Raw genomic sequence first — 23851 nt, forward strand, 5'->3', positions numbered from 1 at the left:
TCAACTGGATAGCATTTTTCGAAACACTCGTTGTTTCAATGTCTTCCAACGGGCGAGAAGTAGACCTATAGCGATTACGATGTAGATAGTAGGTTCTGCCACTTCTGACTTTACCGACCAGTAAAAGTGAATCGGTGCCAAGATGGCAGCTAAATAGACCCAATTATGCAGTTTCTGCCATCTTGCGCCCATTTTACGTTGTATTGCTTGAGTGGATGTAACCGCTAGCAGCAACAAAATCACCCACACTGCCGCTCCGACGGTGAGATATGGACGTTTAACGATCTCAGAGGCCAATAAGCTCCAATCTAATCCTAAGTCTAGCGTCGCGAAGGCAACCAAATGGAGCACTGCCCAAAAGAAGCTGTACAGTCCCAATAGCCGTCTTACGCGAAGAAGCAAACCTTGTTTAGTCCATTTTGCCAAAGGAGAAACCAGCAGAGTAATAAACAAGGTATTCAACGCGCTAATACCAGTGTAATGGATGATGCCTTGTACCGGATCGCCACCTAAGTTATCGGTATTAATAGCAATGACAAGCAATGCTAAAAATGCCAATAATACAGCGTGGATGACGACTTTTAGCGCGATGATCGTTTTTGGCGTTAGCTTTCTCAATAGAGCTTCCTCAGATCCATATTTTTGTATAGATGCGCCACTTCTTCTTCATAGCCGTTGAACATTAGGGTTGGCTGCCTGCGTGTACTGAGGACACTACCTTCTCCGATGAAACGCTCACTGGCTTGACTCCAACGCGGGTGGTCGACATTAGGATTCACATTGGCGTAAAAACCATACTCATTAGGAGCCAGACGATTCCACGTTGTTGGTGGCTCTTGGTCGGTGAGACGAATACGAACAATCGATTTGATGCTCTTAAATCCATACTTCCATGGCACAACCAGTCTAAGCGGGGCGCCATTTTGTGGGGCGAGTGTTTTGCCATATAAACCAACCGAGATCAGAGTTAGAGGGTTCATGGCCTCATCAAGGCGAAGTCCTTCTACATAAGGGTATTCAATGCTACTAAATGAACCTTGAGCCGGGAACTGTTTGGGGTCGTAGAGGGTTTCAAAAGCAACATATTTGGCACTACTTTTTGGGTCGGCCATTTTAATGATGTCTGCAAGTGGAAAACCAATCCAAGGAATGTTCATTGACCATGCTTCAACGCAGCGAAGGCGATAGATGCGTTCTTCTAACGTGAATTTACTAAATATGTCGTCATAGTCGAGTTTCATTGGGTTGTTGACCAGCCCATCGATTTCTACGGTCCAAGGGTCTGCCACAAACTCCGACGAGTTCTTCGCAGGGTCGGATTTATCAGTACCAAACTCATAGAAGTTATTGTATTTCAGAACCTTACTTTCTGGTGTTAACGAAAGGTCGGCTTGGTATTGTTGTGGTTTAGTGGCTTTAAGATCAATTCGACTATCAGTGACGGGTTTCTCATCGGAAGAAAAGATATCCAGTATGCCCGCTTGGGCATTAGCCGCGATAGGCATGCCGACGACAGCAATACCGAGCTTCTTTAGTATGTCTCGACGCTCTTTGTAGACAGACTCTGGCGTTGCTTCGTTTTCAGACAGAGCCCAGCGATGATTCTTTTTGATCCACATAATCTTCCCCGAGTGTGATTCACGTTTTAGTAAACAGCAAATTGGTGATACGTTGATTAGAGCAGACCGTAGCAATGTCGATTCTCTTTCATAAAAATCAAAAAAACACGCATTCATAACAAAATGCGTGTTCTAAAGGCTGTGGTTATAACTGATTCTTTTTAGAAGAACTTTTTAATGGCTTTTTCGGCACATGCGACATCAAGGTGACCTCCTGGTGCGCCTCCAACACCGATCGCACCAATCATTGCGCTGTTAACTTGAACGGGTACACCGCCTGCTAAGAACAGCAGATTGTCGTCCATATTTTGTAGCGGTTGCATGATAGGTTTGTCAGCAATCAGCTTCATTAAGTTACCTGACGGTTGTTTCATACTCGCCACTGTGAAGGCTTTTTTACGTGAGCTATCCAGTGTGTGGATCCCAGCACCATCAGAACGAAGCTGAGCAATCACACTCCCTGATAGGTCGACAACAGTCGCGGAGACTTTATAGCCATCCGCTTCGCATTGATTTACTGCTTCATGAGCCAGCTCGAATGCCGCTTTTGATGAAATTTGAGTGATTGATACTGTTTGTGCATCTGAGGCCAGCGCGTTGTTAGAAAGGCTCAGAAAACCAAGGGTTGCAGCGAATACAGTCAGTGTTGTCGTTTTCATGTTTACTCCGTTAATAGCGTGTTTTTATTCAACGAGTTCATAGTAACCAACGGAGGATTGCGACAGGCTTTCTAGAACATTACAAAGTTGTAATCTTGGTTATATTCGAGAAAGGATATTGATAAAGTATATTCAGACCAAGGTTAAGAGGTACATGGACGTTAATGAAAATTCTACTGATCGAAGACGATAGCCATATCGCGAAATTTCTAGTGAATGGCTTCCAGCAAGAAGGAATCACGGTAACGCATGCAACAGATGGTGTAGACGGATTATACGAAGCCGTTACCGCAGACTTTGATGTCATTATTCTCGACATTATGCTACCTAAAAAAGACGGCTTTGAAGTGTTGGCGGAGCTGCGAGGACAAGGACATGCTACCCCAGTCATCATATTGAGTGCCAAGCATTCTGTAGAAGAGCGGGTGCAAGGACTGCAATCGGGTGCGGATGATTACTTAGTTAAACCATTTGCTTTTCCTGAACTACTCGCTCGGTGTCAAACCTTGATGCGCCGGGGCAAGCCACCTTCGCCTCAAGCATTAGAACTGAATTATGGCCCTCTTAATTTGGATTTACTGAAGCATACTTTGCAAAGGGAACAGCAAAATATCGCCATCAATCAACGTGAGTTCATGTTGATGAAGTTACTGTTGGAAAACCCAGAAACCGTCATGTCGAAAACTGCAATTCTTGAGCATGTGTGGGGGCATCAATTTGACCCACAAACTAACGTTGTGGATGTGTTAGTTTGCCGATTGCGCAGCAAAGTGGATAAAGGCTTCGCGACACCATTAATACATACACTGAGAGGTGTCGGTTATGTCCTCAAGTCATAGTATTGAACAAGCTCTTGCGGGTACGCAGCGACATCTTTTGGTGCGCTTTATGGCGACCTTACTGCTGTGTTTATTACTGGTGGAGCTAATTGTAGGCGCGATATTTTTCTACGATCTGTTTCAAACAGAAAAGAAGATTCTAACGTCCATGTCGACCGAGTATCAGCGTATTTTGACCTACGATTCGAGTGACCGTTTAATTCATGTTTTAGAAGCCAACCCTCACCGACTGGTCGACAACAACATCGCTGCCTATTGGGAGCAAGACAATTCGTCTCGACCAACGTTTGTCGCGGGTGATAAAAATGTTGTGCTTAATCTGCCCTTTGCTGACTATCAGATTGATGAGAGTCGTTCTTGGTTTGACACCTTTATTGTCAATCCGTATATGACCTTAAGCATCAAAGGGGAGCAACAGCAGTTTTGGTTGGTTCTGGATAATCGTGCCAGAGACTATATCGCATACAATCAATGGTTAATGACATTCTATGCACTGATTGCATTGGTGATAGTGACGACTGTTTTCACTCGTAAAATCATCCAAAGTGCCATGTCGCCGTTAGTGACGTTTGGAGACCTGTTAGACAAGCTCAAAAAAGGGCAGTTAGAGTTCGCTGAACCAGAGCCAGAGAGTGGCCAAGGACTTACGGTTATTAGCTCTAGCGTTCACTCTGCCGTGGCCAAATTACAGCATGTCACCACCACGTTAAACACGACGGTAGATGCTATCGCACACGATATACGTACGCCGCTATCGCGAATTACTCTCGCGTCTCAAAGTGCGTTGCTGAATAACGCTGATCCGCAAGCAATGCGTGATGCTTTGGCCGATTGTGCAGAGCATGCCATGCAGGCCAGCAATATGTTGACCGCATTAATGAAACTAAACGATGAAGTGACCGGAAAGCGCCAGTCACAAAAGGTGGATACTCAAGTGTCCGAAGTGATTTCCAAGGTAGTAAGTTGGTACGACGATGTGGCGGAAGATAAACAGATTCAGTTAGTCAGTGACGTTGCCGATGGGCTTATTATCCAGTCCGATCCGGATAAACTGACTCAAGTACTGGTTAACCTTGTTGACAATGCGATCAAGTATACCGAAACCGGTGGCCGTGTGACGATTAAAGCGGAACAAAGCTCGAACATTAAGGCGAAGATAAGTATTCAAGACACCGGTATTGGCATTGACCCCAAATACCAAGATCTTATTTTTGAGCGACTTTATCGAGTGGATAGTAGCCGAAGCAACATCGAGGGTTATGGTCTTGGCTTATCGTTGGCACTTGCTATGGTGGAGAATCTTGAAGGACAGTTGATGGTGAAATCAGAATGTGGTGTAGGTAGTACGTTCACGATTTTGTTGTGATTTTCCCTGACCATGTAATATGCAAGCAACCCTGTGGGGAGCGAGATCATAAGAACCAATACGGAAATGCCCAAAGTTATTAGCTTTGGGCATTTCTTCTGGCATTTTGTCAATCACGGACAAGGTTTTACGTACCGAGATGATTACAACGTCATATGCAGAATTGGGAAAGGTTTTCCCGTCTCATCAAGAGGTGATCGAGAGCTGATCTTAAAGCCCATGTGTTGGTAAAAGCCAACAGCACTAGGGTTTTGTTCATTAACGTCTACTTTGTTTGCTCCTAGTTTTTCTATTGCGTATCGCAAGAGTACTGTGCCAGTACCTTGTCCACGCTGTTGGTCTAGGACAAACAACATTTCGATCTTATTCTTATGAACACCAACAAAACCAACAATTGCTCCTTTGGTATTCTTAACACATTTCAATGTTACCGCAGGGAATGCTTGCTCGATAATGATGGGTTTAAAAAACTCAATATCTTGTTCTGTTATAAAGTCATGAGTCGCTCGGACAGAATTTTCCCAAACATCAAGCAGTTCAGCGTAATCTTTGGGAAGCACATTTTCGACAATCATAGAGTTCTCTCTGATTAGATTGATTAATTGACTGATGAAGTGTGCAGCCGCTCGGGGATTGTAGCAGTTAATTCCTTATTAAACACACCGCTTTAAGCGAAGTTTTACCACCAAGCTCGTTTGATAGATTTTACCAATTGAATAGATAGGAAAGGACGAATTCTCAAATATGCTCTCGCATTGCAATATAAACCCATCAGCGCAGGACAGCGCCAACCCGAATTACAAGACCATATTGAGAGAGTAAAATTATGATCAACACGACTATTAAGCCATTTTCAGCAACTGCATTCAAACAGGGCGAATTCGTAGAAATCACAGAGCAAGACGTGAAAGGTAAGTGGGCTGTATTCTTCTTCTACCCAGCAGACTTTACTTTCGTTTGCCCAACAGAGCTTGGTGATCTTGCAGACCACTACGCAGAGCTTCAAGAGCGCGGTGTAGAAGTTTACTCAGTATCAACAGACACTCACTTCACTCACAAAGCATGGCACGACAGCTCAGATACTATCGGTAAAATCAACTATTACATGGTTGGCGATCAAACGGGTACTATCACTAATAACTTCGGTGTAATGCGTGAAGGTCAAGGTCTAGCAGACCGCGCGACTTTCCTAGTTGACCCAGAAGGTGTTATCCAAGCAATGGAAATCACTGCAGAAGGTATTGGTCGCGACGCAGAAGACCTAATGCGTAAAGTGAAAGCAGCGCAATACGTAGCGGCTAACCCAGGTGAAGTTTGCCCAGCGAAATGGAAAGAAGGTGAAGAGACTCTAGCACCATCTCTAGACCTAGTTGGCAAAATCTAAGTCATACAAGCCTTAGCTTAAACGGAATATCGGGTCCGTGTTGCATGCCCCAATATCGCATAGCGAATTGGGGCATGTTTTTATTTAGCTTTTATGATGAATACCAGCGCAGAGTCATATGCTGATGGAAAAATGCCGTTTAAGTTCCTGGCGGCCTTTAGGTGTAATTATCACCTCTCTGTATCCGGGAACTCTTTCAATCCAGCCATTGTTTTCTAAAAATTCAAGGATAGAGGCGCCTAAGTAGCCGCCTAGATGAAATGTCCTCTCACTCCAGTCTAAACATGGACAACATTTTTTCCGCTTAGTTTTGGCATCGACGGTAATACCAAGTTTCAGAAACTTCTCTTTACCTTGTAGGGTTAGGTCGCTTCCATCACTTTCGAGCCAATGGTTTGATATTAGGCAGTTGTAGAGTCTTACTGCTACGTCTCCGGCTAAATGGTCATAACAAGTTCTTGCTTTCACGAGCTCTTTTGGGATTTTCGAACGCGCAGGGTTGTTGGGTTGAAAAGTAATATTCATCATACTTTCCAGTAATGAAGCAATGTCACTGCTATAAAGGCGAAAGTACCGGTGTCGACCTTGGGATAAACAAGTGACAACATTGGCTTTCATTAGACGAGCTAGATGTGAGCTGGCTGTAGATGGAGAAATGTCAGCGACGGCACTTAACTCTGTCGCAGTCCAGGCTCGCCCGTCCATAAGAGCACATAGAATCTTCATCCTTGAGACATCAGACATGGCAGCAGCTAATGCTGCCATATTGGCCTCTTGGCTGTGGACTTTAGTTTCACTAAAAAACGGATCTTGTTTACTCACGTATGGGTTACCTACGCTGTTCTGACCTAGACGGTCACTGTATAGCGACTACGGATGACTATCAAATGTTTAAGACCAATTAGTACGTTATCCATGAGTGTGAACGCTATCTTCAGGCGCTTCGGCGCGTTGATTCATACCATAGTCTCTGACGACACCTGCCACTCTTAGTCGATAGTTTTCAAATATGGTGTTACGTCCTTCGGATTGCGCAAATCGGTGGGCTTCTAAAGCGCGCCACTCTTGAATAGACTCTTCATCTTTCCAAAATGACAAAGAAAGGACTTTTCCTTCATTGGTTAGGCTTTGAAAGCGTTCAACTGAAATAAACCCCTTTATTTCAGATAGTAATGGTTTTAGATTATTAGCAATATCTAAGTATTCGTCAGACTGGCCTTTGGCAATTTGAACTTCGAAGATCACAGCAATCATGGTTTATTCTCGTTAATCTGATTGGATTGGTGCGTTTATTGTAACGACCAAATTTATGGATACTTCGTTGGGTGTCGAAATGTGATCGTCGAAACTGCCATGCTTCAATGTCAAACAAGAACGCTGAGAGGGTACCCTTTAAGAGTTAGTGCTCTCAGAGACACCGTAAATGATCAACTCACTCTGCGTTTACCATGCTGGCAAGTATTTGAAGTTGCTTGTCATCGACTAATACAAGCGGTGATGTAAATTCAGTGTGTCTACGGTACTTTCCACATACTGTTTGAATTGAGAGTCATATATCGACGTTTTTTCGACATTCATAGGAATACTCTACATGTATTGAATTAATCCACTGACATGAAAAGAGTATGGTATGAAAAAGAAACATCTCTCCCTAAGCGTATTACTAGGCCTAATGACATTGTCGACACTGGCTTTTGCAACTACTTCAAACAACATTGACGCACATAAGAAATTCCGAGGAGAACAAGCTCTTGAAGTAGACCAATCACAATGGTTTCGAGAGCTAAGAATGGAAAATTGGACTCACGTTGTACCCGAGCAAGACATACGAGATACGTTAGTTAAGATTGATTCGGGTGAACCGCTGCGCGATTTCATCAACACAAACGAAGGGGGCCACTGGACATATGAATTCGCTCAAGCTGCTGATGATTATGCAAACTCAGCAAGTGATTATGAGTCGTATCGTAAGGCATCCATGATGTACTTAATTGCTTCATACCCAAACCACATGACAGAGCACGAACACGAAGCCATAGAGCGATCGGTTGATATGTATCTTAAAGCAGAAGCATTGAGCCCTACTATTGATGTAGAGCGCGTGGAGATGCCGCTCACGACTAAAGGTTCGATCACGGGTTTATTACATATCCCAAAAGGTGCCGAGAAGCCCGGCGTTATCCTTTACACAGGAGGGGTCGATAAAATTCTGACTGAACACCGTGATGCAATTGATACCCTTTTGAGGCAAGGCTTTGCTGTGCTGACTTTTGATATTCCGGGTGGCGGCTTGAACAACAACATCTTTATTGAGCTGGGTAAAGAAGATCAGGCTCACCAAGCGGCATTAGCGTACGTTAAATCTGATTCAAGGCTGGATAGCAATAATGTCGGAGCGCTGAGTTCATCGGGTGGTGGCGTTCCATTGATGACATTCATTCTCAACACTCCACAACTCAAAGCAGGTGTTGCTCGCTGTGCAGTAGTGACTGATGTACTGACAGATACGCAGGTATTTCACCACGCCCCTCTCATGTCATCGATGTCTTACGGTTATCGAATTGGTGTCAAAGACGTCAGTGATCTTAATTCTTACGGACAATGGACGATTCCATTAGCACTTATGACTAAAGGCTTTAAATCTAATGAAACCGATGTTCCTGTATTGGCGATTAATACCAAAGATGACATGGTGAACCCGCCGGAAGAAATGAGGTATACAGCAGGGCTTTCAACAAGAGGTGAAGTGGTGTACTTCGGTAACTCAGGTCATTGCCCAGATGGAGCAGAAGCTGAGTTGGCGATTACTAACTTTTTCCTTAGGTACATGTAAGATAACTAAACTTAGACAGCTTTGTTGAGATTACAGCTTTGTTGAGACTACACAGTGCCTTAGTTCTATTGCTCTAAAGTTGCCGTCATCCAAACTATCAGTGATACGATGCGGCCACTTTAACTAAATGACTGCCTGTCCTAACACGCTTAACTGACTGGAAATGACACCCCTGTTCATTTCCATTTCATCGCACCTATCCTATGTACATCGATGCTAGTTCATTTTTGATTCTGAGTGTTGCTCGATCATAAAGTCAATCACCTCATCATTTAAGCAAGATTTACTGACGTATTGGCGTTGTTTGCCTATATGAAGGATAAAACCCAAATCGCTTTGTTCAAGCTGATCAATATCATTCCAAGTGATGTTTCGGGTGTTCTTGCCGCTTTTATAACTCATACCGTCAGAGTTAATCTTAAGTTGCACTTTACCGCCAGAACTCGCACTGAGTGTTTGCCTCCACAACCACCAAGTTCTTTTAAAATAAACACTTAAAGCTTCAACAATACTCAAGACAATAAAGAACCAACCCACGTAACCACTTGGAAGCAGCTCAAATTTTACGAGTACTACACCAAAGATAAGAAAAAGCATCCCTTTATAATAAGCTTTTGGAAATGTAGCGGGTTGGCTAGTTTGATCAAAGCATTCCGCAAAAAAGGTCTTGTCGAGCGTGTATTCTGTAGTGAAATCATAATCTTTAGACATAGGCAGTTACTTTGGACCTTTCTGTGAGTGAGTATTTCATGCTACGGCCGTGCAGCAAGAGTATTGTATCGCTTAACGGTGTGTTGTTTTAATTGTTTTTGCCCCTCTTCGTCTCTACCTACTTTTTACTCAAGAAAGTATTTTGATAGGAAACCCCTATCAAATAGATAGGAAAGGACGAATTTTCAAAAGCACGCTCTCATTGCAATATACATACATCGGCGCAGGACAGTGCCAAAACAAACAACACGAACACTTTGAGAGAGTAATCACTATGATCAACACAACTATCAAGCCATTTTCAGCAACTGCATTCAAACAGGGCGAATTCGTAGAAATTACAGAGCAAGATGTAAAAGGTAAGTGGGCAGTATTTTTCTTCTACCCAGCAGATTTTACATTCGTATGCCCAACTGAGCTTGGTGATTTAGCTGACCATTACGCAGAGCTTCAAGAGCGCGGTGTTGAAGTTTACTCAGTATCCACAGACACGCACTTCACTCACAAAGCGTGGCACGACAGCTCAGACACTATCGGCAAAATCAACTACTACATGGTTGGTGACCAAACAGGCACTATCACTAACAACTTCGGTGTGATGCGTGAAGGTCAAGGTCTAGCAGACCGCGCGACGTTCCTAGTTGATCCAGAAGGCGTCATCCAAGCAATGGAAATCACTGCAGAAGGCATCGGCCGTGACGCAGAAGACCTAATGCGTAAAGTGAAAGCAGCACAATACGTAGCGGCTAACCCAGGTGAAGTTTGCCCAGCGAAATGGAAAGAAGGTGAAGAAACACTAGCGCCATCTCTAGACCTAGTTGGCAAAATCTAAGCTAATCACACTCTAGCTTAAGCGGAATATCGAGTCCGTGTTGCACGCCCCGTCGTCACTTTTATTGCTTCTACCATTGGCAGGTAAAAGTGGGGGCGTGCACCCTTAAACCATCATTTTAGTGAATAACCAAACATCAAAAGGGTCCCCTTTTATTTTTCCCCTTTTTAATTCCTTCTGATGTTAAGCAGTCTTATAGAATAGGTATCAGTATGTTAGATCAAGCAATGAAGCAGCAGCTAAAAGCGTATTTAGAAAACGTAAAAACCCAAGTTCAATTAGTTCTCAGCCTTGATGACAGTGATACTGCGAGCAAGATCGAATCTCTTGCTAACGACATAGCATCACTTAGCAGCAAAATTGACGTCGTTCGCGACGACGCTGCAAGCCCTCGCAAGCCAGTCATGCGCGTTATTAACCCAGAGAAGGGCACCGCTATTGGTTTTGCCGGTCTGCCAATGGGTCACGAATTTACGTCACTTGTGCTAGCGCTACTGCACACAGGTGGCCACCCAATCAAGCTAGAAGCGGAAACCATTGAGCAAATCGCAGAGCTGAACTCACCGCTAGATGTCGAGATTTTTATCTCTCTATCATGCCAGAACTGTCCAGAGGTAGTTCAAGCCTTCAACATGATGGCGGCAATTAACCCGCTGGTAGACGTCACTATGATCGACGGTGCAGCGTTCCAAGATGAAGTGAAGCAGCGCGACATCATGGCAGTACCAAGCGTGTTCATTAATGGTGAACTGTTCGGCCAAGGTCGTATGTCACTGAATGAAATCCTAAACAAAGTCGACACAGGTGCAGCGGAGAAAAAAGCTAATCAGTTAAATGAAACAGCACCGTTTGATGTTCTTGTCGTGGGCGGCGGCCCTGCGGGCTCTTCAGCGGCTATCTATGCAGCTCGTAAAGGTATTCGCACTGGTGTGGTTGCTGACCGTTTCGGTGGTCAGGTGATGGACACCATGGCAATAGAGAACTTTATTTCAGTGAAAGCGACCACAGGTCCTAAGCTGGTGGCAAGCCTTGAAGAGCACGTTAAAGAGTACGGCGTTGAAGTCATCACTGAGCAGCGTGCTGCAAACATCATCGATTCAGAAGATACCGATGACGGTTACACCCACGTAGTACTAGAAAGCGGCGCAGTACTAAAAGCTCGCTCTGTGATCACAAGTACTGGTGCTCGCTGGCGTGAAATGAACGTACCGGGTGAACAAGAATATCGTAACAAAGGTGTGGCGTACTGCCCTCACTGCGATGGCCCACTATTTAAAGGTAAACGTACCGCGGTTATCGGTGGTGGTAACTCTGGTATTGAAGCAGCCATTGATCTTGCGGGTATTGTGGAGCACGTAACGGTTCTGGAGTTTGCTGATACACTTCGCGCTGACCAAGTGCTTATCGACAAAGCGAATAGCATGGCGAATATCGACATCATCACAATGGCACAAACCACAGAAGTTCTGGGTGATGGTACGCGTGTTACTGGTCTTGAGTACAAAGATCGCAATACGGATGAAATCAAGCATATTGAACTTGCTGGCATCTTCGTACAAATCGGCCTAGTTCCTAATAGTGAATGGTTGAAAGGGACAAAAGTTGAGTTGTCACCTCGCGGAGAAATTGAAGTAGACGCTCATGGTGCGACCAGCATGAAGGGAGTCTTTGCGGCAGGTGATGTCACTACTGTTCCATACAAGCAAATCATCATCGCTATGGGTGAAGGGGCAAAAGCTAGTTTGGGTGCGTTTGATTTCTTGATTCGTAATCCGGCTCCTGTGAAGCAGGCTGAAACGGCTTAAGGTCAAATAACCTATTTTCATAGCGCTGTTCTCAACTGAGAGCAGCGCTTTTCGTTTTGTTACTGAGAAAAAAACGTCCGACGAAAATCAGCAACTTGCTGGGCGTAGTAGTGTTGCCACTCATCCTGTGATAACCCCGAAAATTGCGTCACTCTTTGTTGTTCAAGGGAAGCTTCTAGGCGCTGTAGTTCACTTTGGTAGTTACTGACGACGGCTTGTTGTTGGGTGACCTGCTGCTGCCGAGTTGCGATCTCTGCACTCTGTTGGGGGGTCAGGAAATGGTGTTCTAGCTCGTTAATCAAAGCTTCACGCTCTGATTCACTGAGATTGTCAGGTACAAGAGCAACGGCCTGTTCAAACTTAGCTTGGTTGCTCACCAGTCCTAATGATTCTGCTCTTTCCTGCCATGCCTGCATCAGGTCTTCAAAATTCTGAATATAATCCTCTGCCGAAATGTACTCTGGAGCTTCCACCTCCAAATGCTTACTCTGAATGGTAAAATCATACAGCGCAAATTCATCTTCAAACATGACGTCAGCCAGTTGACCCCAGACTCTTCTCGCCTCTGCTTTTAATTGTTCGATACGTGCAGCTAATGATATTTGTTCATCAAACAATAAATTGCCGAGCGTTTGTTGCCATTGGTTGTTCAGTTGTTGATAGTTTTCAATAAGATAAAACCGTTCTGGTGTGAGAAATAGAGCCAGATTATCTAGTAACACATCGCAGTTATCAGCTAAGTTACATTGACGCCAAAACGACTCGATGTCAGCGATTAAATCGCGACCTCTCGCCTTATTGAAAGCTGCTGCGGTCGCTTGAATGTCGGATTCGCCTTGTTTATTTATGGATGGTGTAAACGATGTTTGTTCTACAGGTACTAGAATGTCGGCTGTCGTTGTTTTTGAAATCGTTGAGGTAATGTCAACGGATGCCGTAGCTTGTTTGACTTGTGGATGGTTGTTGTCGAATGACCACCAAACCGTGCCCACCAAGATGGCGGACACAATGATTAGCGTGAATTTGTTCATGGCTTTATAACAGCCGTAACGGGAAAGTGATCCGAGAGATTATAGTGTTTCCATAGACTCTCATCCGTTGTGCGAGGCACATCAACTCGGTTGTCGTTATACGATTTTGTACCATATTCATTGCTGACCATGACGTAATCGAGATATTCAACATTAGCACCACCTGACAGTGCCCCACCGGCGAAATCATTGATCCGTGGGTCGAATGTTGATGCGGTATAGCCAGAATATTGCGGTTCAGAGACGTTTAGGTTTGTCATCATTTGTTGATAATCATCAGGGAACTTGAGTTTGTTGACATTAAAGTCACCACTGTAGATTACCGCTTCATTTGCTGGGATATCGAGAGATTGGGCTAATGCACGTATTTGTTTGAACTGGCGCTGACGATAATCACGAGCGGTGTCGGTATCAAATGATGCGGTATGTGTTGCAAATACATGATAAGCCTGACCACCTTTAATGACTTCTGCGTAGTTTACTCCTTTATCGGCAAAACAATCGGTTCCGGAGCAATCTGGAAATACGTACTGAGCTTCATTAACGATGGGGTAGCGACTAACAATGATGACGCCCCCGTCGTAAATATTGATCCCTTCCTTATCCAACATTTTCGTTTGATAAGGGTATTCTTTGGCAAGCTCTCTTAAGAATGCGTCGCGTCCACTAGCAAACACTTCTTGTAGCGCAAGTACGTCATAACCCTTCACATATTCTGGAATTAGCTCATATCGGTCTCCAATATGAGAGGCGATAGCGGGAAGTGCCCAGATGTTATAGGTCATTAGCTTTAAGTTCTGTTCGTCGTTATCGACCTCTTCATCAACATGAGCAGGGGTAATGGTGTAGTACAAGTCATCGTAGCGTGCGGTCTTTGCTGATTTGAACGCCAATTCTGTATTGAGACTGCCAAATGAGTTTGTGTTCTGGCGATGAATATTTCGATCATCTTTTAAGGTTAAGTCGACATCGGCAGCGGACATTCCATACTCTATGGTTGAATTGTACCAGTGACCCTCCATCACTTGATTAAGCGATACGCTTTCACCTTGAGGATTCGAGACTATGGTTTCGAAGCGATAAGTCTGATTTGATTTCACACCTTCCCAACGATTAAAGCTCAGTATCGACTTTGTTTCCCAAGGAGCTAGAACTTGAACATGTTGCTGCCATTCCTCTCCCTCTTCCAGTAAATCAGTGCCTTCATGACTGATCTGGATTGTTAGCGGCTGATCTGAGTTATTGGTTAGGTACACATCAGTGTCTGCCAAGGCAGGCAAGGCGATTAAGCCACTGAGTAAAAGATTCCACTGTGAAAACTTCATCTTATTTATCCATGGTTTGAGTTAGAGTAATGATTCTGATTGATAAATGTTACTCAAGCGTTAAATTTGAATTAAGCAAATAAAACTTGCTCATTTTGTTATTTAATTGTGATCCTTATTCAAGATTGATGTGATTCGCTAGAACAAACCACGCTATTTCTCCAATTCTTATCATCTTGGGTGTCGTTTTTGGTGTATCTACAGCATATTTTTCGGCATAACCTCACAATTTTGTAACACTAACTTGGCGGGCTAGAATTGTGCAATCTACGCTCAATTACTCATCGGAGGTCTGACAAGGAGGTGTTAAATGAAAGCGTTCTTCACATTCATTTTATGTAGCGTAATCGCATGGAATGCACAGGCGATAAGTTTTTGGTCGAGCAAAGGGTATACCGAAACCAAATACCCAATCGTATTGGTTCATGGCTTATTTGGTTTTGATTCACTAGCAGGGTTCGATTATTTCTATGGTATCCCTCAAGCATTGAGCAAAAGCGGAGCAAAGGTTTATGTTGCCCAAATCTCGGCGACCAACAGTTCGGAAGTACGGGGTGAACAGCTTCTAGCACAAGTGGAAAATGTCTTGGCGATCACGGGTGCCGACAAAGTAAATCTAATAGGTCATAGCCATGGCGCGCCAACGGCGAGATATGTTGCATCAGTTGCACCGCAAATGATCGCGTCAGTCACCAGTATTGGAGGCGTGAATAAAGGGTCGAAAGTTGCGGATATAGTGCGAAATACCGTACCGGAAGACTCAGTGTCTGAGGCAATCGCTGTTGAATTGGCTAGTGCACTTACGACGATCATTGGTGTGTTATCTGGAGGTAGTGACTTACCACAAGATGGTTTGAGCTCATTGCAGGCGCTCACCACAGAAGGGTCGCTGGCCTTTAATGAGCATTATCCAGAAGGCGTGCCAAAGTCGTCTTGTGGTGATGGTGAATGGCAAGCTACAAACGGTGTGTACTACTACTCATGGACCGGGACTTCGACTTACACTAATGTGCTAGACCCGGCTGATCCCGCAATGTTTATCCTAGGTTTAACGTTTGATGAACCTAATGATGGATTAGTAGGAAGGTGCAGTACTCATTTAGGTCGAGTCATCCGTGATGATTACAAGATGAACCACCTAGATGAAATCAATGGTCTACTCGGTATCCACCATCTGTTTGAAACGGATCCTAAGACCTTGTATCGACAGCATGCTAACCGTCTGCAGCAACAAGGACTTTAGGCCATGAACAGGTTCTCCAAAACAACAGCAGTGATGGCCTTATTGGTGGTGATAGTAGCAGGATTGTTCTCTGTGTTCGACGCGGATGATCATGACTCGCTCAAAGTGAGCTCTCAGCTTGATACTCAAATCGACAACGCATCAGAGCGTGATACCTTCGAGTATTTTATCTCGGGGCTTGTCGACAACGACACCGATACGATAGAGCAGCGGTTTGAACGCTACAGTCAGCAACGGGATGGCTCTGAACAGCTTGAGCCAGAGTTGTTCGAAAAATATATGCGATACAAAGCTGCACTAGCTGCATTAGCTGCGCTCAAACGAAACGGTGACGAAGCTACAAATTTTCAAGATCTGCACCAGCAAATCTTACTAATGCAAAGTGAATTTTTCACTGCGGATGAACAAGAGCGTTTGTTTGGTGAAGAGAATCTACTGCGTGAACTCGCCCTGACTAAAAAAGCCATTAAAGAGTCGGCACAAACCCCAGAGGAGTATCAACAGCGTTGGGAGAATGAACTCAACCAACTGTCACCAGAGCTGCAAAACAGCTTTCGTAATGCCACAGTGTTGACGGCTCTCAATGATACCAATGCTATGGATACGCAAAGTCAGTACATAGCTCGAGAGGCACTGGTGGGTAGTGAAGCCGCAGAAAGGTTAATGACGCTCGACCAAAAACGTGCTGATTTTGACCAGCAGTTCGACTCTTATCTAGTAGCGAGAGCCGACATATTGAATAACGCATCATTTAATGATGCAGAAAAAGTTCAGGCTATTAACGACCTTAGAGAACCGCTGTTTGATAAGAATCAGTGGCGAAGGATTGAGGCGTTAGAGCGGATTCATGATAATCAGGGTGAAGACGACTAGATACGTAAGTATGTTCAGAGTCGGTAACAAGCTAGATGTGTTACCGACTTTAAATATACCAGTTGCTCCGTGAGATCGTTAACGAGCTTTTATCCCTAGATGCGACAAAGGAAGAAGAAGCTCATTGGACATCACATTGTGGTAGTTGCCTTTATGTACAAAGTCTTCATTACTATCATCAAGAATGATGTTGACGTTGTTAGCAAGGTCGGGAAGTAATAACTTAGTCGTATGTTTCTTAACGAGATTCAAGAATTCCTCACCAAGCAGACTTAGTTCGTCACCGATAACTACTAGATCCGGATTGAGTTGGTTAATGTTATTGACTAATCCATGTGCCAGGCATCTAGCAACGTAATCAACGGCAGCGATTGCTTCACTTTCTCCGCTTTGGAAAGCAGCCAAGACGGTATCAAAGCTTGATGCTTGGTTACCAGATGCGGCTCTATAACGGCCAACCAGTGCTGACGTTGAACTATACAGTTCAAGACAACCAATATTTCCGCATATACATTGAGGACCATTGAAGTCGATAGATGTATGGCCAATTTCTCCCGCAGTACCCAAGCTGCCATGATAGACCTGTCCCTCAATTACTAAACCAGAGCCTACTCCTTGACCTAGCGAGATATAGAGCAAGACGCTCGGTTCGTATTGGCTTTGTAGCTGACGCCACACCGCAAGTGACGCCAGTTTTGCATCGTGACCTGCGTAAATTGGATAGTCAGAAAATTGTTCACGCATATGGGAAATAAAATCAACCTCTTGCCAATTCTTTGCATCGGTCATGAGGATAATTTTATTGTTATGCTCCAAAAAGGGGCCTGGCATTGCAACAGCAATACCAAGTGCTTCACCATCGAGGTTTTTCAGTACATGACTAACATGATCTGTGAGGTATTCAATGAGCTGTTCAGGAGTATCCTCAGTGTTGATTGGCCTCGTTATGTTATCAAGGGATGTTCCATTTAAGTCATAGGTGTCGATAGAGAAGTTGGTACGCTGAATTCGTACTGAAACAATTCGCAGGTGTTGTGTGTTGAAACCAAGATAAATTGAGCTTCGGCCTCTAGCGGCTTTTTTAACGCCAGTTTCGACAATTAAACCTTGTTCGATAAGAGGCTTAATGGCTCGAGTCACCGTGGCTTGATCAAGTCCAACTAACTGACTTATCTCTTTTCTGGAGCAACTGCCTTTGTCGTGAAGTGCATTAAGAATGACGCGTTTGTTATGATTTTGGACATCATCTAGCGATACTCCTAGTGCGTTTCTTATGGACTTGTTCATAGTTCTCCTAGCTAAATGGCATTGTTTTTTTATAGATCTCATCCACACAATATCTCGAAAAAACCAACTTTCAATAAAATCATGTAGTTAGCATGGTGGTCTATGCTACTTATGTGAGCACAATCTCAAGTTCATCATACTATATTTGTGAGCTGCAATTAAATGAAATATATTTGATTGCAAGTTGCAATTAAATATATTCGATAACACTGGAGGTCCTTGTGGCATTCGACAAGAAGAAGCATCAGGCAATTATTGATCAAGTTGAAGATTACATCGCTGAGCATAAAGAGACGGTTAAACAACACCACTGGCGTGAACATTACCACTACCAAGCACCAGTTGGTTGGATCAACGACCCACATGGATTGATCCAATACGAAGGTAAGTATCACCTGTTTTATCAGCATCATCCATACAGCGGTAAATGGGGCACTATGCACTGGGGGCATGCTGTCAGTGAAGATTTGATCAACTGGGAAACATTGCCCGAAGCCCTAGCTCCAAGTGAAGATTATGACGGTTGGGATGGGGGCGGTATCTTTACGGGTAGTGCGGTTAATAATGATGGTGTCATGACTCTGTTCTACACAGGCTGCGCGCAAGCTAGGCAAGTTCAGTGTATGGCAACTTCAACAGATGGTATTAACTTTGATAAATACGATGGCAACCCAATTTTGTCTGATCCACCAGAAGGGATTAACCTACATGACTTCCGTGATCCTAAAGTTTGGAAACATGATGGATTGTGGTACATGGTGACAGGCGTAACAGATGGAGTCAGCGATCTTATTAACGCATCAAACTATGAAACAAACGGTTTTGGTAAGGTTTGTTTGCATCGCTCTGAAAACCTGACTGATTGGGAGTTTGTGGGCTACTGCGTAGAAAGCCTTGGTGAGCTCGGAACCATGCTTGAGTGTCCCAATATCTTCAAGCTTGGTGACAAGCACGTCTTAATGTACTCCCCAATGGGTATGCAGCAGCGTCAAGTAGTGTATTTGGTTGGTGATCTTGATTACCAAACAGGTAAATTCCATTGGTCGACGATGGGTTCATTAGATTGGGGTTTTGATTACTATGCTCCGCAAGTGTTCGACGACGAGAATGGTCGAACTTTGATCCAAGCTTGGATTGGTTCGTGGCCGTTTATGCCTTGGTGTGATGGTACGTATGACACGAGCGAATTAGGTTGGTATGGCAGTATTACACTGGCTCGTGAAGTATCACTTTGTCACGATGGAAAGCTGAAATTTACCCCTGTACAAGAAGTAGAGAAACTTCGTCACTCACCAAAACGACATAGTCAAATCTTACTTAATGATGGCGAGAAGTATGCGTTTGAGGCTGGTGACAATGTTCACTGTGAGATTATTGCAGATATCGACTTAGCTGCAAGTGATTGTGAGAGCGTAGTATTTGAAATTCGCAGCAAAGGCGAACAGAAGACACTAATTGAACTGGATCTGAAAAAGGGCGAACTGGCGTTTGACCGCACCCAATCTGGCAGTCGTTCTGCTTTGCGCAGAACGTGTCCACTAGAGTGTGCTAGTAAAGATCGTGCGAATATTCGTATTTTCATGGATAGTATTTCGGTTGAAATGTTTACAGACGGCGGTCGTACGGTAATGACCAACAACATTTTCTCCAATGAAGACAGCACTGGTCTATATGTGTATGCGAAAAATGGTCACGCTAAGATCGATACACTGAAAACCTTCGGTATGAAAAACGTCGCAGAGTAGTTGAAATCTTGCTTCTCAACCTTTTTAGCCCGGCTTGATGCCGGGCTTTTTTGATCTCAAAGCTCAACTTTCAGTACGTTATCGGTACATTCTCAGCTTATCTCCGAAGATCTTCCCCGGTAAAAACTCGATCTCTTTCACATTCTAAAATTTAATTAATTGCAGCTGGCAATTAAATGAAATAGATTTAATTGCAAGAAGCAATTAAATCTATTATGGAGAAAGAAATGGCTATCGTTACCCTAAGACAACTACTGGATCATGCCGCTGAAAATGGTTATGCCGTACCAGCGTTTAACATCAGCAACATGGAGCAAGGTCTGGCTATTGTTCGTGCAGCGGCTAAATGCAACTCGGGGGTTATCCTTCAAGCAAGTATTAATGCGCGCAAGAGCTATGCTGGTGATGTGATGCTCTACAAAATGGTGTGTGCTCTAGCAGAAATGTTCCCTAAAACACCTATCGTTCTTCACCAAGATCACGGTAACAGCGAGGAAACATGCTTATCGGCTATTCGCCATGGTTTCACTTCCGTGATGATGGATGGTTCGTTGGAACGTGATGCTTCGACACCTAGCAGCTATGATTACAATGTTGATATTACCTCTCGTGTTGCTCAAACGGCACACTGGGTGGGTGCTTCAGTTGAAGGTGAGTTGGGTTGTATTGGTTCATTGGAAACTGGTGAAGCAGAGGCAGAAGATGGGGTTGGTGCTACTGGCGTTCTTGAAAAGAGTCAGTTGCTGACTGACCCAGACCAAGCTGTCGACTTTGTTAACAAGACCAAAGTTGATGCACTGGCAATTGCATGTGGCACTAGCCATGGTGCGTATAAGTTCACTCGTAGGCCGGATGGCGATATCTTGGCGATGAATGTTATCGAAGAAATTCACTCAAAGCTTCCCAATACTCACCTAGTAATGCATGGCGCATCGTCGGTGCCTCAGTATCTGCAAGACATGATTAACGAACATGGTGGTGAGATGCCACAAACTTACGGTGTTCCAATTGAGGAAATCGAGCGTGGTATCAAGCACGGTGTTCGCAAGGTTAATATCGATACCGACTGCCGCATGGCTATGTCAGGTCGTTTCAGAGAGTTAGCGATGAATAACCCTCAAGAATTTGATCCAAGAAAGTTTCTGCTAGCAGGAATGGACGAGCTTTCGAAGCTCTGCTTAAACCGCTTTGAACGTTTTGGTTGTGCGGGTCATGGCGACAAAATTACACCAATTTCACTCGATGACATGGCAGTACGCTATGCTAGCGGTGAGCTGTAATTGAGGGTTCCGAGTATGGAAAATTGTGTATTTATAGGTAGAAGCACGATTGATTTAATGAGCTTTGTAGACGTCATGCCTGGTCCAGACCAAAAAGTGAACGCACTTGCAGACTTTATTGGAGGTGGTGGTTCGGCTCTGAATGCTGCGATTGCTTGTAATACTTTGGGCTCAAATGTACAGCTGTGGACGAGTTTAGGAAAAGAACACCTGTATAAATCAATCGTGAAAGCGGAACTGGATGAACATCAAGTTACAACGATTGACCTGAGCTTAGATGAGAATTATCAATTGCCTTTGTCCAATATTATCTCTGCTAAGCAGACCGCATCTCGACTTATTGTGAACGCTAGTCAACCGGATTGCGAGTCAGTAGTCAACCTTGACCCTAGTTGGTTGGATAAGACCAAGTTGGTGTTGCTGGATCAGTATGAATATCCATTTGTTGTTGCAAATGAGCAAGCTCTTTCAGAGTTTCCAGGTGATATCGTCCTAGATGCCGGGACTTGGAAGCCCCAAAGTGAGCTCTTTTTATCGCTGTGCACAATACCTATTGTGTCAGAGGAGTTTACCGGTGGTGACCGAGAAAAAATGCAATCGCTATGCGATAAGCATGGCATTAAAAAGTGGGCGATGACATTAGGTGAAAAAGGAGTCTTTTATAGCGATGAGTCCGGCAGTGGCATTATTGCAGCCCCTATGGTTGAAGCTATCGACACACTTGGTGCTGGTGATATTTTCCATGGTGCTTTTTGTCACTATTACTCTCAGAGTCAAGATTTTCGAGAGTCCCTCAGTAAAGCAAGTGAAATAGCCGCACTTTCATGTACCGAACTAGGAACGCGCTCATGGCTAAAACATATCCAATAAACATCAGCGACATCGCAGCCTTTCCACAGTTGATTGCGCGAACCTATTTCGAAAGTGGTAAACCTACTTTCGTCGTCGGTATCTCAGGTGCCCCCGCAACGGGTAAATCAACCCTGTCAGAAAAGCTTGTTTCTGAGTTAGCTCGATTAGGACTTAAAGCACAGCTATGTCCTATGGACGGCTTTCATTATTCCAACAAGGTTCTGAAAGAAAGGGGGCTAATGGAGATCAAGGGAAGTATTGAAACCTTTGATGTGTCCTCTTTGGCTCGTTTGCTCTCTATGGCATTGAAAATAGATGGTGAGGCTTTTTATTGGCCTAAGTATTGTCGTGAACTGCATGATCCAGTTGCGGAGGGGTTCTTAATTGAGCCGGATACCCAAATCATCCTGTTAGAGGGAAATTATATTTTCTCAGATCAGAATGAATGGCAGGCAGTAAGTGATTTGATAGACCTAAAAGTTTTCCTAACAGCAAGCGAAGAAGTGCTGCGAGAACGGCTTATCGCCAGACACCTTGCTGGTGGTAAACCCAAGCAAGAGGCCTATGACAAAACCGAAAGAGTGGACCTAGTGAACGCGTTAAAAATAAAACGATACGAAACCAACGCGCACTACGTGATCCAGACGCATTAGAACGGCGTCCTCTGTACCCTACAATTATCAAGGAGAGAACTAATGATTCTCAATGAAAATAACAAGAAGATGTTCTTTTTAACCTTCATCTGTGCCGCCGCCACAATTGGTGGGTTTCTATTTGGTATGGATACCATAGTGATCGGCGGCACGATAACTCAAATTACCCAGCAGTTTGAGTTATCCGCGCTACAACAGGGTTGGTATGTATCTTCAGCATTAGTGGGTTGTTTATTTGGTAGCGTGATCGCAGGGCCAATTGCAGACTACTCAGGACGTAAGAAACCGTTGATGCTTGGGGCTTTTTTAGCGATTCTGTCCGTGCTTGGCTGTATGTATGCTAGCTCCTTCAATATGCTGATTTGGGCTCGTATTATCGGTGGTTTCGGTATTGGTATCGCGACGGTGGTATGCCCTATGTACATTGCCGAGGTCGCACCGGCCAGGCACCGAGGAAAGTTAAGTAACTTGTTCCAAGTAGCAATCGTTATTGGTTTAACATGTTCTGTAATCAGTAATACACTGATTGTTAACTATAGCCAAACAACAGCGGTTACTGGCCAGTATCTTGATCACTTCTTTATTGTGGAAAATTGGCGCGGTATGTTCTCTGTAGAGTTTCTACCTGCTGTTATTTTCCTTGCTCTTGTTGCTTTCTTCCCAGAGTCACCTCGTTGGTTAATTTCTAAGAATCGAGAAAAGGAAGCTGCTGGGGTCTTACGAAAGTTCCTTAATAAAGGTGAGGCAGAGGAAGCCATTATTGAATGTCGCCAAGTGATTCGCTCGGAAAAAACAGGTTCTTATAAGCAATTAGTGAAGAACCCAGTAATGCGCTTTGGTTTAATGACTGGTATTTTGTTGGCAATTTGGTCTGAGTGGTCGGGTGTAACCGTCGTAATGTATTACGGACCAGTTATGCTGGAAGAGATTATGGGTAACCAAGGTTCGGCTCTAGGTGGTTTTGGTTGGATCTGCTTGGTGAGCGTTATCTTCACTTCTTTATCGATGGTCTTTATCGATAAGGTAGGCCGAAGAAAAATGCTAATCACGTCGGCACTTGGTTGTTTCGTATGTCTGATTGGTTTGGCGGTATTCTTCGATAAGCCAGACACTCCACCAATGTTAATTGTCGGTTTAATGGCATTCTTTGTAGCCTTTACTGCGCTTGGGTTAGGACCACTGAAATTCACAATTTCAGCAGAGATTCTACCAACGTCAGTTCGCGGTCGTGCCGTGTCGATTACGACAGCTGCAATTTGGATTCAAGGTGTCATCCTAAACTCATTTACGCCGGCATTTAGAGAGTCATTTGGAACATCTGCACTGTTCATTATGTTCGCGATTATCTTACTCGGACAAGTTTGGTTCGCAATCAAAATCCTGCCAGAAACGGCTAATCGAAGCTTAGAGAGTATTGAGAAAGAGCTTAAGCAACGCTTTGATATCAAAGCAGGAGAAGAGCCTAACGTGAAGCCTGAAAAAGTGAAGGTGATGAGTTAGACTTTTGATGTGGA

The 23851-nt window shown here is 44.1% G+C and carries 23 protein-coding genes; 13 read left to right on the forward strand and 10 right to left on the reverse strand.

What is annotated here, in order from left to right; all coding sequences use genetic code 11:
• The 3 genes from msrQ to L2W36_RS02410 form a co-directional block, all read right to left on the reverse strand.
• Complete coding sequence (msrQ, locus tag L2W36_RS02400; RefSeq protein WP_236109229.1) at nucleotides 1-618, reverse strand: protein-methionine-sulfoxide reductase heme-binding subunit MsrQ; 618 nt, start codon at nucleotides 616-618, stop codon at nucleotides 1-3.
• On the reverse strand, nucleotides 615-1619 hold the full coding sequence (msrP, locus tag L2W36_RS02405; RefSeq protein WP_124941585.1) for a protein-methionine-sulfoxide reductase catalytic subunit MsrP: 1005 nt from the start codon (nucleotides 1617-1619) through the stop codon (nucleotides 615-617). The genes msrQ and msrP overlap by 4 nt, the downstream gene beginning before the upstream one ends.
• A gap of 161 nt (nucleotides 1620-1780) precedes the next feature.
• The gene (locus L2W36_RS02410) at nucleotides 1781-2278 is read right to left on the reverse strand and encodes a GlcG/HbpS family heme-binding protein (protein ID WP_096443548.1); all 498 of its coding nucleotides are present in this window, start codon (nucleotides 2276-2278) and stop codon (nucleotides 1781-1783) included.
• A gap of 164 nt (nucleotides 2279-2442) precedes the next feature.
• Here L2W36_RS02410 and L2W36_RS02415 point away from each other — a divergent pair, with 164 nt between their 5' ends.
• On the forward strand, nucleotides 2443-3117 hold the full coding sequence (locus tag L2W36_RS02415; protein ID WP_236109230.1) for a response regulator transcription factor: 675 nt from the start codon (nucleotides 2443-2445) through the stop codon (nucleotides 3115-3117).
• Nucleotides 3101-4483, forward strand: a complete 1383-nt coding sequence (locus tag L2W36_RS02420; RefSeq protein ID WP_236109231.1) for a sensor histidine kinase — start codon at nucleotides 3101-3103, stop codon at nucleotides 4481-4483. Before L2W36_RS02415 ends, L2W36_RS02420 begins: the two co-directional genes overlap by 17 nt.
• Nucleotides 4484-4626: 143 nt before the next feature.
• Here L2W36_RS02420 and L2W36_RS02425 read toward each other — a convergent pair whose 3' ends face one another.
• Complete coding sequence (locus L2W36_RS02425) at nucleotides 4627-5058, reverse strand: GNAT family N-acetyltransferase (protein WP_236109232.1); 432 nt, start codon at nucleotides 5056-5058, stop codon at nucleotides 4627-4629.
• 251 nt (nucleotides 5059-5309) lie between these two features.
• Between L2W36_RS02425 and ahpC (L2W36_RS02430) the strand changes: the two genes are divergently transcribed.
• The gene (gene ahpC / locus L2W36_RS02430; RefSeq protein WP_006069782.1) at nucleotides 5310-5867 is read left to right on the forward strand and encodes an alkyl hydroperoxide reductase subunit C; all 558 of its coding nucleotides are present in this window, start codon (nucleotides 5310-5312) and stop codon (nucleotides 5865-5867) included.
• A 114-nt stretch (nucleotides 5868-5981) separates the two neighbouring features.
• On the opposite strand, the gene L2W36_RS02435 is transcribed toward ahpC (L2W36_RS02430), so the two are convergent.
• A complete protein-coding gene (locus tag L2W36_RS02435; protein WP_236109233.1) occupies nucleotides 5982-6689 on the reverse strand; it encodes an ArsR family transcriptional regulator in 708 nt (235 codons plus the stop codon).
• 87 nt (nucleotides 6690-6776) lie between these two features.
• Complete coding sequence (locus L2W36_RS02440) at nucleotides 6777-7121, reverse strand: antibiotic biosynthesis monooxygenase family protein (RefSeq protein ID WP_062456400.1); 345 nt, start codon at nucleotides 7119-7121, stop codon at nucleotides 6777-6779.
• A gap of 376 nt (nucleotides 7122-7497) precedes the next feature.
• Here L2W36_RS02440 and L2W36_RS02445 point away from each other — a divergent pair, with 376 nt between their 5' ends.
• Nucleotides 7498-8700 carry an alpha/beta hydrolase gene (locus L2W36_RS02445; protein WP_236109234.1) on the forward strand — a complete coding sequence of 401 codons (1203 nt, stop codon included), beginning with the start codon at nucleotides 7498-7500 and terminating at the stop codon, nucleotides 8698-8700.
• A gap of 216 nt (nucleotides 8701-8916) precedes the next feature.
• Here the strand turns inward: L2W36_RS02445 and L2W36_RS02450 are convergent, their stop codons facing one another.
• Complete coding sequence (locus tag L2W36_RS02450; RefSeq protein WP_236109235.1) at nucleotides 8917-9411, reverse strand: YcxB family protein; 495 nt, start codon at nucleotides 9409-9411, stop codon at nucleotides 8917-8919.
• Nucleotides 9412-9685: 274 nt separating this feature from the next.
• Between L2W36_RS02450 and ahpC (L2W36_RS02455) the strand changes: the two genes are divergently transcribed.
• Both ahpC (L2W36_RS02455) and ahpF read left to right on the forward strand, forming a co-directional pair.
• Complete coding sequence (ahpC, locus tag L2W36_RS02455) at nucleotides 9686-10243, forward strand: alkyl hydroperoxide reductase subunit C (RefSeq protein ID WP_006069782.1); 558 nt, start codon at nucleotides 9686-9688, stop codon at nucleotides 10241-10243.
• 212 nt (nucleotides 10244-10455) lie between these two features.
• Nucleotides 10456-12048 carry an alkyl hydroperoxide reductase subunit F gene (ahpF, locus tag L2W36_RS02460; protein ID WP_236109236.1) on the forward strand — a complete coding sequence of 531 codons (1593 nt, stop codon included), beginning with the start codon at nucleotides 10456-10458 and terminating at the stop codon, nucleotides 12046-12048.
• Between the two features lie 59 nt (nucleotides 12049-12107).
• On the opposite strand, the gene L2W36_RS02465 is transcribed toward ahpF, so the two are convergent.
• Together L2W36_RS02465 and L2W36_RS02470 are read right to left on the reverse strand one after the other, a co-directional pair.
• Nucleotides 12108-13079 (reverse strand): chromosome partitioning protein ParA, encoded by a 972-nt coding sequence (locus L2W36_RS02465; protein WP_236109237.1) that lies wholly within the window; start codon nucleotides 13077-13079, stop codon nucleotides 12108-12110.
• Nucleotides 13076-14404: a sphingomyelin phosphodiesterase gene (locus tag L2W36_RS02470; RefSeq protein ID WP_236109238.1), complete on the reverse strand. Its 1329-nt coding sequence runs from the start codon at nucleotides 14402-14404 to the stop codon at nucleotides 13076-13078. The genes L2W36_RS02465 and L2W36_RS02470 overlap by 4 nt, the downstream gene beginning before the upstream one ends.
• Before the next feature lie 310 nt (nucleotides 14405-14714).
• On the opposite strand from L2W36_RS02470, the gene L2W36_RS02475 reads away from it, so the two are divergent.
• Both L2W36_RS02475 and L2W36_RS02480 read left to right on the forward strand, forming a co-directional pair.
• Nucleotides 14715-15647 (forward strand): lipase family alpha/beta hydrolase, encoded by a 933-nt coding sequence (locus L2W36_RS02475; protein WP_096443534.1) that lies wholly within the window; start codon nucleotides 14715-14717, stop codon nucleotides 15645-15647.
• A 3-nt stretch (nucleotides 15648-15650) separates the two neighbouring features.
• The gene (locus L2W36_RS02480; RefSeq protein ID WP_236109239.1) at nucleotides 15651-16520 is read left to right on the forward strand and encodes a lipase secretion chaperone; all 870 of its coding nucleotides are present in this window, start codon (nucleotides 15651-15653) and stop codon (nucleotides 16518-16520) included.
• Between the two features lie 78 nt (nucleotides 16521-16598).
• On the opposite strand, the gene L2W36_RS02485 is transcribed toward L2W36_RS02480, so the two are convergent.
• Nucleotides 16599-17807 carry an ROK family transcriptional regulator gene (locus L2W36_RS02485; RefSeq protein ID WP_236109240.1) on the reverse strand — a complete coding sequence of 403 codons (1209 nt, stop codon included), beginning with the start codon at nucleotides 17805-17807 and terminating at the stop codon, nucleotides 16599-16601.
• Between the two features lie 221 nt (nucleotides 17808-18028).
• Between L2W36_RS02485 and L2W36_RS02490 the strand changes: the two genes are divergently transcribed.
• The 5 genes from L2W36_RS02490 (at nucleotide 18029) to L2W36_RS02510 (ending at nucleotide 23837) form a co-directional block, all read left to right on the forward strand.
• Nucleotides 18029-19552 (forward strand): glycoside hydrolase family 32 protein, encoded by a 1524-nt coding sequence (locus L2W36_RS02490; RefSeq protein WP_236109241.1) that lies wholly within the window; start codon nucleotides 18029-18031, stop codon nucleotides 19550-19552.
• A gap of 227 nt (nucleotides 19553-19779) precedes the next feature.
• Nucleotides 19780-20832: a class II fructose-bisphosphate aldolase gene (fba, locus tag L2W36_RS02495; protein WP_236109242.1), complete on the forward strand. Its 1053-nt coding sequence runs from the start codon at nucleotides 19780-19782 to the stop codon at nucleotides 20830-20832.
• A 15-nt stretch (nucleotides 20833-20847) separates the two neighbouring features.
• Entirely contained in the window at nucleotides 20848-21702 is an 855-nt protein-coding gene (locus L2W36_RS02500; RefSeq protein ID WP_236109243.1) for a PfkB family carbohydrate kinase, read from the forward strand.
• The gene (locus tag L2W36_RS02505; RefSeq protein WP_236109244.1) at nucleotides 21681-22337 is read left to right on the forward strand and encodes an AAA family ATPase; all 657 of its coding nucleotides are present in this window, start codon (nucleotides 21681-21683) and stop codon (nucleotides 22335-22337) included. Before L2W36_RS02500 ends, L2W36_RS02505 begins: the two co-directional genes overlap by 22 nt.
• Before the next feature lie 42 nt (nucleotides 22338-22379).
• Complete coding sequence (locus L2W36_RS02510) at nucleotides 22380-23837, forward strand: sugar porter family MFS transporter (RefSeq protein ID WP_236109245.1); 1458 nt, start codon at nucleotides 22380-22382, stop codon at nucleotides 23835-23837.
• Nucleotides 23838-23851 lie beyond the last annotated feature (14 nt).

The organism is Vibrio sp. McD22-P3 (assembly GCF_021568915.1).
GTDB lineage: Bacteria > Pseudomonadota > Gammaproteobacteria > Enterobacterales > Vibrionaceae > Vibrio > Vibrio mediterranei.